Annotated in this window: 8 protein-coding genes; 7 read left to right on the forward strand and 1 reads right to left on the reverse strand. The window is 69.0% G+C overall.

Annotated features, from left to right (window positions below; genetic code table 11):
- The first annotated feature begins 771 nt into the window (after positions 1–771).
- Positions 772–1,458: a GntR family transcriptional regulator gene (locus ACH4ZA_RS39715; RefSeq protein ID WP_398433869.1), complete on the forward strand. Its 687-nt coding sequence runs from the start codon at positions 772–774 to the stop codon at positions 1,456–1,458.
- A gap of 599 nt (positions 1,459–2,057) precedes the next feature.
- On the opposite strand, the gene ACH4ZA_RS39720 is transcribed toward ACH4ZA_RS39715, so the two are convergent.
- Positions 2,058–2,624 carry a class I SAM-dependent methyltransferase gene (locus ACH4ZA_RS39720; protein WP_398433870.1) on the reverse strand — a complete coding sequence of 189 codons (567 nt, stop codon included), beginning with the start codon at positions 2,622–2,624 and terminating at the stop codon, positions 2,058–2,060.
- Positions 2,625–2,756: 132 nt separating this feature from the next.
- Between ACH4ZA_RS39720 and ACH4ZA_RS39725 the strand changes: the two genes are divergently transcribed.
- The 6 genes from ACH4ZA_RS39725 (at position 2,757) to ACH4ZA_RS39750 (ending at position 8,385) form a co-directional block, all read left to right on the forward strand.
- On the forward strand, positions 2,757–4,025 hold the full coding sequence (locus ACH4ZA_RS39725; protein WP_398433871.1) for a sensor histidine kinase: 1,269 nt from the start codon (positions 2,757–2,759) through the stop codon (positions 4,023–4,025).
- Positions 4,022–4,708: a response regulator gene (locus ACH4ZA_RS39730; RefSeq protein ID WP_398433872.1), complete on the forward strand. Its 687-nt coding sequence runs from the start codon at positions 4,022–4,024 to the stop codon at positions 4,706–4,708. The genes ACH4ZA_RS39725 and ACH4ZA_RS39730 overlap by 4 nt, the downstream gene beginning before the upstream one ends.
- Positions 4,709–5,234: 526 nt before the next feature.
- Positions 5,235–5,720 carry a RidA family protein gene (locus ACH4ZA_RS39735; protein WP_398433873.1) on the forward strand — a complete coding sequence of 162 codons (486 nt, stop codon included), beginning with the start codon at positions 5,235–5,237 and terminating at the stop codon, positions 5,718–5,720.
- A gap of 123 nt (positions 5,721–5,843) precedes the next feature.
- Positions 5,844–6,950 (forward strand): alanine racemase, encoded by a 1,107-nt coding sequence (locus ACH4ZA_RS39740; protein ID WP_398433874.1) that lies wholly within the window; start codon positions 5,844–5,846, stop codon positions 6,948–6,950.
- Positions 6,951–7,022: 72 nt separating this feature from the next.
- Positions 7,023–7,757 (forward strand): SDR family NAD(P)-dependent oxidoreductase, encoded by a 735-nt coding sequence (locus tag ACH4ZA_RS39745; protein WP_398433875.1) that lies wholly within the window; start codon positions 7,023–7,025, stop codon positions 7,755–7,757.
- 475 nt (positions 7,758–8,232) lie between these two features.
- Complete coding sequence (locus ACH4ZA_RS39750) at positions 8,233–8,385, forward strand: hypothetical protein (RefSeq protein WP_398433877.1); 153 nt, start codon at positions 8,233–8,235, stop codon at positions 8,383–8,385.
- The last annotated feature ends 221 nt before the right edge of the window (positions 8,386–8,606 follow it).

Consider the following 8,606-nt stretch of genomic DNA (forward strand, 5'->3'; position numbering starts at 1 on the left):
CTCGTCGATCCGGTACGCCTTGCAGATCCGCAGGTACTCATCGGCGACCTCGGCCGGCAGCCGGTCGCCCAGGACCTCACGCATCGCGTCGTTGATGCTGAACTTGATCAGCGTGCCGTTCATGTCGAACGTCACGAACTTGGGCTTCACATCGAATCCCACAGGAGTCCTCCTCGTGCGGTAGTGGAGTAGTTCAATCGCAGGTCGATTGTCGACCATCTGGCTAGTCGATTGTCGACTAAATGGCTCTCGGCTGTCAACCACGTCGGAGAAGTGCCTCAGGCAGACCCGGCGCTGATCCCTTCCGGAATGGATGAGGCAATCCGCCGGGTCGGGCGCAGCGGACTCTCGGCCGAGGTCGCCTCCGAGTTCGTGCAGGCGGGCTGAACGCCGGACTCATCGAGCAGGCTGCGAGCAACGGCAATGTCACCGGTCAGTCAGGCGCTCAGCTTCTGGCGTGCAGCCTGGTACCGACTCGACGAAGGAGAAGTGTTGGCGTCGGGAGAGACGGTGATGCACCCGCAGCGCTTCCCTTTGGTCGACTGCATTCCGCTGCAGGTCCGCAAGCGTCGGCGTCGCCGGCCCGGCATCTGCCTGAGAGCTGACGGCCCTCCCCGAGGCACCGCCTGCCACCGCGACCCGCGAACCGGATGCGGCACCACTGTGCATTCCGTGCCTGCCAGTCAACTGAGGTGTGGATGCGGAAAGGCCACCATAGGTATAGTCGACAAACGACCAGGCGGTCGGGTGTGAGCAGGGGAGGGCGACGGGGTGGACCACAAGTTCGAGTGGCAGGAACAGCGGACTACGACGCCGGACGGTGTCTACCGCACGCTGCGTGCCGCCATCCTCGATGGAAGCGTCCCTCCTGGTGGCCAGCTGCGCGAGGCGCACATCGCCGCGGATCTGGGGATCAGCCGGTCCCCGCTGCGTGAGGCGCTGACCAAGCTGGAGGAAGAAGGGCTCGTCGTAAAGATCCCTTACCGTGGCGCGTTCGTCGTGGAGGTGAGCGCTCGCGAGGTCGCCGAGATCGACTCGGTCCGGCTGCGCGTCGAGCCGTACGCCGCCGAACTCTCGGCCGAAGCGCTGCGCGGCGCTGAGCGGCCCCAGTTGCTGCAGACCGTAGAAGAGCTGCGCCGGGCCATGGAGAAGGACGACATCCCGGCCAGCATCGACGCGCACCTTCGCTTCCACCGGCTCTTCTACGACCTCTCGGGCCATGGCGTCCTGCAGGGCATGTGGAACGGCTGGGAAACCAAGCTGCGCCTCCACCTCAGCGTCGATCACCGCACGTACAGCGACAACCCGCAGCAACTGGTTGTCGAGCACGAGCGGTTGGCCACGGTCGCCCTGGAAGGCGACACCGACGCGTTCCGCCAGGAACTGGCTGCCCACTTCCCCATGGGGCTGGGAGCCCGGACGGCAGATCCAGGGGTACACGCGCCCCGGCATGCTTGAGGCCATGCCGACGTGCGTGAAGCGTCAAAGCCCGCTCGCCACCGTGACGTCGCACGCCCATGCCGAAACGTCGAGGATCAAGCTCGCACTCTCCGCACGATGTGTAGCGGATCTTGAGTGAGGGTCGCAGGTTGCCGACCGCCGGCACGGTGCGGCGGTCGGGGGCCACCTTGCATGCAAGGACTGATGCCGCAGCCGCTCAGGGCAGGGGTCCGCACGTGATGCCGTACCCGCCTATCGGCAACAAGGGAACGGCCAATTTCCACTGGGCGTCGTCTAGTTACCTCCGCGTCATGGTCGTTGTTCTGCCGGATCCGCCCGAAGACCGCGGCGTTCTTCCGGCCGTGAACGGGCCCATTGCGGCCACGCGACGCCGCTGCCAGGTTCGTCACCACGGGCCAGCAGGGCAAAACGGTGCCAGGTGGGGTGCCGTTAACGGGCGCGATTGTCCTTGTCGGTGAGGACGTCGGCCCACGATGGTGGTGGCGTGCCGCATCATGCTCCGCGGACCGGCAGCCTCCCCACCGTCCCCACGCGGATTACCCCCTCTCGCGCTGGTCTTGCCATGGAGGTCCTCGCTTTCGCGGGCCGACTCGCGGTCATGGCCTCTGGGTGGCCCGGTGCACGAAGGCGGGCGGGAGGTTCGCCCACACAGGTTTCGAGCGCTCCAGCCGGTCGAAGCGGCAGGCGAGTTCGGCGGTGAGTTGACGGGCGGGCGGGGTCCAGGCCGCGTGCAGGTAGGCGAAGGTGGTGAACCGGCCGCCAGGCGCGAGAACTTCGGCCACGGCGTCCAGGATGTACCTGCGCTGGTTTTGCGGCATGACAGTCCACGGCAGCCCGGAGACCACCGCGTCGACCGGTTCCCCGACCGTGGCGGCCAGTTCGGCCGCCGAACCCTGCACCACGGTCAGCCGGGTGTCGCGCCGGGTGGCCGTCAGCCGGGCGGCGAGCACCGGGTTGAGCTCGACGGCGACGAGTCGTGCCTCGGGTGCGAGCCGGGCGAGGATCGCGTCGGTGAACACCCCGGTTCCCGGGCCGAGCTCGGCAACGGTCCGGGCCTGCTCAAGGCCGATGCCCTCGGTCATCGCGTGCGCGAGTCGTCGTGAACTGGCCGCCACGGCACCGGTCATGAGGGGCCGTCTGAGGAACTCGGTGGTGATCGACATGGCGGCCATGGTGGAAACGCCCTGGGTGGCCGCACGTCGTATCCGCGGCCGGTGTCCGTACGACCGCGGGAGGACCCCGTGACACCCGCCAGGACGATGCCGGGGAGCGGGCCCCGGCCGTAGCGTGAGGCGGTGCAACGGCTGATCGAGACCCTGCCCCGTCTGCGGCGCGGACATCCGTGGCTGACGGACCTGCTGCTGATCGTGCTGGTGGCCGTGCCCCCGGTGATCCGCCCCCAGCCGGGCTGGCGGCCCGTCTGGGTGCAGACGGGCGTCTACGCTGCCCTGGTGCTGCCTCTGTTGTGGCGCCGCCGTCGGCCGGTGCTGGTCGCGGCCCTGGTGACGGCCGGGTTCTGGGTGCAGTTCCTCGGGCAGGTGTGGGGACAGGAACCGGGACGCGGCGCCGTCGCCCTGGCCGCGGTCCTGGCCACCCTCACGGTCCGCGGCCTGCGCCGGGCCGCCGCGGCGACGGTGATCTGTGCCGCCGGCTGCGTGGTGCTGTGGGTTCCCGCTTGGCAGCGGGACTACGGGGGCCCGGGTGCCCGCGGCGCCTGGCTCACCCCGCTCGCCGTGGGGCTCCTGCTGGCCGGGGCCTGGGTGTTCGGCGAGTACGTCCGGGCCCGGCGCACCTATATCGCCGAGTTCGAGCGACGGGTAGCGCTCGCCGAGTCGGAGCGCCTCGCCCTGGCCCGGGTCGCCGTCGCCGAGGAGCGGGCTCGCATCGCCCGCGAGATCCACGACGTCCTCGCACACAGCGTGAGCGTGATGGTGCTGAACGCCGAGGGCGGCAGGCTGATGCGGCACACCGATCCCACGGTCGTCGACCGCACCCTCGGCGTCATCAGCGCGACCGGCCGCGACGCCCTGGACGAACTGCGCCGGCTGCTGGATGTGCTGCGCACCCCCGACGCGGACGCCCCAGCCGACGGCCTCGGACCCGGACCCGCTATCGACGGGGCCGGCGAGTTGCTCTCGGCCGATCTGCGGCGGCTGGTCGGGCGCCTCAACACGAACGGCACACGCGCCCGGCTGGACCTTCGCGGAGAGCCAGGCGGCCTTCCGGCGGACCTCACCGCGCAGACGTACCGCATCGTGCAGGAGGCGCTCACCAACGTCATCAAGCACGCGCCGCCGAACGTCACGATCCACGTACGGGTCGACACCGGCACCGAGGGGCCCGGACGGCTGGTCCGCGTCCGGGTGGAGAACTCCGCCGGAGCGGGAGCGGTCCCGGAGCACCCCGCCCGACTGCTCGCCTGCGGTCACGGACTCACCGGCATGCGCGAACGCACCGCCCTGTACGGCGGGAGCGTCGACGCCGGACCCACACCCGACGGGGGCTACCGGGTCACCGCGACCCTGCGCCCCACCCGGCCCGAGCCCGCCACGGCGACCCCATGACCGGCGGGCCCCCGACCACGTCGCCGTCGCGGGTGCTGATCTGCGACGACCAGGAACTGATCCGGATGGGACTGCGCATGGTCATCGACAGCCAGCCCGACCTCACTGTGGTGGGCGAGGCCGCCGACGGGGATACGGCGATCACGGGCGTGGCCGCGCTGGAGCCGGATCTCGTCCTGATGGACGTACGCATGCCCGGCCTGGACGGACTCGCCGCAACCGAACACCTCTGCGCGCAGCCCGATGGACCCCGGATCCTTGTCGTCACGACCTTCGACCTGGACGAGTACGCCTACGCGGCCCTGCGCGCCGGTGCGAACGGCTTCCTCGTCAAGGACGCCCCCGCCGAGGAGATCCTGGTGACCGTCCGGGCGGTGCTGCGGGGCGAGGTCATGGTGGCGCCCTCCCTCACCCGACGCCTGGTCGACCGCTTCGTCCGGGAATCCCCCACGACCGTGCCCGCCCAGCGAAGCCGCCTGGCCACGCTCACCGACCGGGAACGGGAAGTCCTCGCCCTGGTCGCCCGCGGACTGACCAACGGCGAGATCGCCGCCCGCCTCTTCGTCGGGGAGACGACCGTCAAGACCCACCTCGGCCGCATCCTGACCAAACTCGGCCTCCGCGACCGTATCCACGCGGTGATCTTCGCCTACGAGAGCGGGCTGACAAGGGCCGGGGACTGAACAGCGACGGGCAGCCCGCGGATGTAGTCACGCATCCTGCGACGCGGTTCGAGCGTTCCAAGTCGCGGAATCTCGGGCCGAAGTCGTACCTGAGGATCTTGAACAGGCCGAACGCCATGTCGGAGTACTCGTGGTACTCGTAGCTGTCCCAGGGCTACCGCACGGGCTCATACGCCGTCTTCGGCCGCCTGGTGAGGCCGACTGCGCACACAACCGTCCATGCCGAAGCGTGTAAACCGGTGAGCCAGGTCCCGGCGTCGACCGTCGCTTCCAGCAGCGGCGGTGCAGCCGCATGCGGTGTTCCGAGGTCGCATTCGAGACTGAACTTGGTATTGACAGTGCTCAACACGCGCCCATATGGTCGACAAACGACAAAGAGGTGGCTGGTTTAAGCCACCAGATGGCGTTTTATCGCCACTGTTACTCGAGGAGAGAGCCGAGTACAGATGATCAAGATTCGTATGAAACAGGTACTTTTCCCCAAGCGTGACGGTCTGTGCCCCGTGCCGTCCGCGGAGGCGACGCGATGAGCCAGTCCGTGACGTCCGCAGCGAGCACCGGCTCGGCTTCCGCTCGGCTTCAGGCCCTGGGTCTGACCCTTCCCGAGCTCCGTGACAACCCGTACTACGTGCACCACCGGGCGGTGGGCTCCAGCATCTACATCTCGGGGCAACTGCCCTACAAGGACGGTTGGCTGCTGGGCCAGGGCGTCGTCGGCCGGGACGTCGAGCTGGAGACGGCGCGGGAGCTCGCGCGTCATGCCGTGCTCAACGCTCTCGCCGCCGCCGTACAGGCGGTGGGCGATCTGGAACGGGTCCGGATCGTGCAGATGCTGGTCTTCGTGGCCAGTACGCCTGACTTCGGTGAGCAGTCGAACGTCGCCAACGCGGCCAGCGAACTGCTCATCGAGGTGCTGGGCGAGAACGGACGGCACGCGCGCACCGCGATCGGTGTCGCAGGACTGCCGGCCAACAGTCCGGTCGAGATCCAGATGGTCTGCACCGCGGTGTAGGCCTCGCCGACAGCGGCGGTGTCGCAAGCGCGCGACATAGCGGACCGCAGGCGTTCGGCATCCAGAGGGAGTCAGCACCCGCGCCCCTCGATCATTCCAGGCAGAACCACAAGGAGGGGCAGCGTGAACCGGCTGCAACGAGCACTCGACGCTCTGGTCGAGCGGATCGACACCCCCGCGCCGATCCTGCTGGTCGACGTCATGCAGGGCAACATCGACCGCGTGCAGGGCTTCGCCGACCAGCGCGATCTCAAGGTCAGGCCGCACGTCAAGACGCACAAGTGCGTGGAGATCGGGCGCCGCCAGATCGAGGCCGGCGCGGTCGGGATCACCGCCGGCAACGTCGGTGAGGCCGAGGTCTTCGCCGCGGCCGGGTTCGACGACATCTTCCTCGCCTATCCGATCTGGGCCGCGGGAACGAAAGGGCCCCGGATCCGCCGGCTGGCTGAGTCCGCCCGGCTGCGGGTCGGCGCCGACAACGTCGCGTCGATCGAGGCCCTCGCCGACGCGATGGGAGACGAACCGGACCGTCTGCAGGTCGTGATCGAGATCGACTGTGGCGCCCGTCGTTCGGGGGCGCCGCCCAAGGCGGCGGGCGACCTTGCGCTCGCCGCCCGCAAGCGGGGACTGGTACCGGTGGGTGTCTTCACCTATCCGGGTCACGGCGGCGCCGACCGGGACGCTCGCGGGCGCGCCGCGCAGGACCAGGAGGCCGCGCTCGTCACCGCCGTACGCAGTCTCGCCGGCGTCGGGGTCACCGCCGAGGTGGTCAGCGCCGGTTCCACTCCGACCCTCGAGTTCTCCACGAGCGGCGTGATCACCGAGATCCGTCCCGGCGAGTACGTTTTCGGCGATCTCAACAACACCCGACTGGGCTCGTGCACGGAGGACCAGATCGCGCTGTTCGTCGCCGGCACCGTGGTCAGCGACCAGGTCCCCGGCCAGGTCATCGTCGATGTGGGCAACAAGGTCCTCAGCAAGGAAGGAAGCCCCGAGATCGGCTACGGCGGCATCGCCGGCACGAAGGCGGTCCTGTCCAAGGTCAACGAGTACCACGGGTTCCTTCCGCTGCCGGACGGCGAGTTCCGCCCCAGCGTCGGCAGCGTCGTACCGGTCGTGCCGAACCACGTCTGCCCGGTCGTCCTCGGCTTCGAGGAACTGATCGTCACCGACAGCACGGGCACGTCGCTGGAGCGGTGGCCGGTCGACGCCCGCGGATTCCTCAACTGACCAACGCCGGGGACGGGACCCTCGTACCGGGAACCGCGACCCACCGACATCTCCCGTAAAGGAGTGCCTGACATGAGACTCAACGACGTCACGGCCCTGGTGACCGGTGCCAGCAGTGGCATCGGGGAAGCCGTGAGTTCCCACTTCCGCCGCGAGGGCGCGCGACTGCTGCTCACCGGCCGCCGGGAGCGACTCGACAGCGCTGAGCCCGACGACTTGTACGTTCCCGGCGACCTCAACGACGAGGCGTTCGTCGAGAGCCTGGCCAAGCAGGCCGCGGAGTCCTTCGGCACCGTCGACGTCGTCGTCCTCAACCACGGCCTGCAGGCCGACGGTCCACTCACCGAGATGCCCTGCGACGACGCGAGGAACGTGCTGGAGAGCAACCTGCTCAGCGCGTTCCTGGTAATGAAGCACTTCGCGCCGCTGATGCCCGAGACGGGAGGATCGTTCGTCTGTGTCAGTTCACGGCTGGGCATGGTCGGCATGGCCGGGCAGGTCCTGTACTCCGCCGCCAAGGGAGGCCTCATCATGCTCGCCAAGGGCGCGGCGATCGAATGGGCCCCGCGCAACATCCGTGTCAACGTCGTCGCTCCGGGCCTGACCGCCACCCCGATCATCGAAGCGTCGATCCAAAGCAGGCCCGACCCCGAGGCCTACCGCCGCCAGCGCGAGAGCCAGATCCCGCTCCAACGCCTCGCCACCCCCGAAGAGGTCGCCGACGCGGTGCTCTTCTTCGCATCATCGGAGTCGTCGTACGTGACCGGATCGGTCCTGACCGTCGACGGCGGGTACACCGCTTCCTGAACACCCCTGCTGGCCATCACCGCCAGCAATGGGTTGAACGACCTGTTCTCCGTCTCGCCTTCTGCCTCGGGCAACCGCTGATTGCGGCATGACCGATCGATCACGAGTCGAGCGTATGCCCCGATCGCCGCACGCGAACTGCGCCCCCCACAGGGCGCCCGTGGCGACAGCCGCATCCGAGCCACACCGGCGCCGGCCGCGACGAGTCGCCAGCCTCCGCATACCGGGAACGGGCCAAGCCCACGAGTGCGTGCCTGCCGGCCCGGGCTCTGCCTCAGCGCTTCCGCGCGGAGCAGGCAGCCTGGCTGCCTTTCCCGCTCGCGCCGCCTGCGGCACTGGCACCAGCCGCGCCTCATCCACTGCAGGCGCTGGCAGCGGAGGGACGGTGATCGCCCGCGGCGGCGGCGCCTACGGCCAAGCCCTCCAGAAGGTGAACCGCACGCCGTTCACCTAGGAGCCCGGCAGCAGCGTCCAGGTGACCCGATATCGCGGGCACCGAAGATGCCCGGCCCGGATCAAGCAGGGCCACCCTCGGTTCGACCTCATCAACAACTCGATGAAGGAACTCGTCACCCACGCGGGCCAGGACGGCCTGGACAAGCCGACCGCATACCGCACCCCACGATGACCCAAGGCCCGGCCTGACGTGTTCCCACTGGCCACAGACTTCAGAACAGCCACCCATCCGGAAAATGAGCGGCTCCCAGCACGCTCTCTCCTCAGCAAGGAGCATACCCATGCGAGTCAGCAGACACTTGAGCGTTCCGATCGTCGCGTCGGCCCTGGCCTTCGCGCTCGCTGCGTGTGGGGCGGGCGGCACGGCGGACAGCGCGCAGAACGCGGGGGCGA

The sequence above is a fragment of the Streptomyces sp. NPDC020597 genome, from assembly GCF_044335095.1.
In the GTDB taxonomy this organism is placed as follows: domain Bacteria; phylum Actinomycetota; class Actinomycetes; order Streptomycetales; family Streptomycetaceae; genus Streptomyces.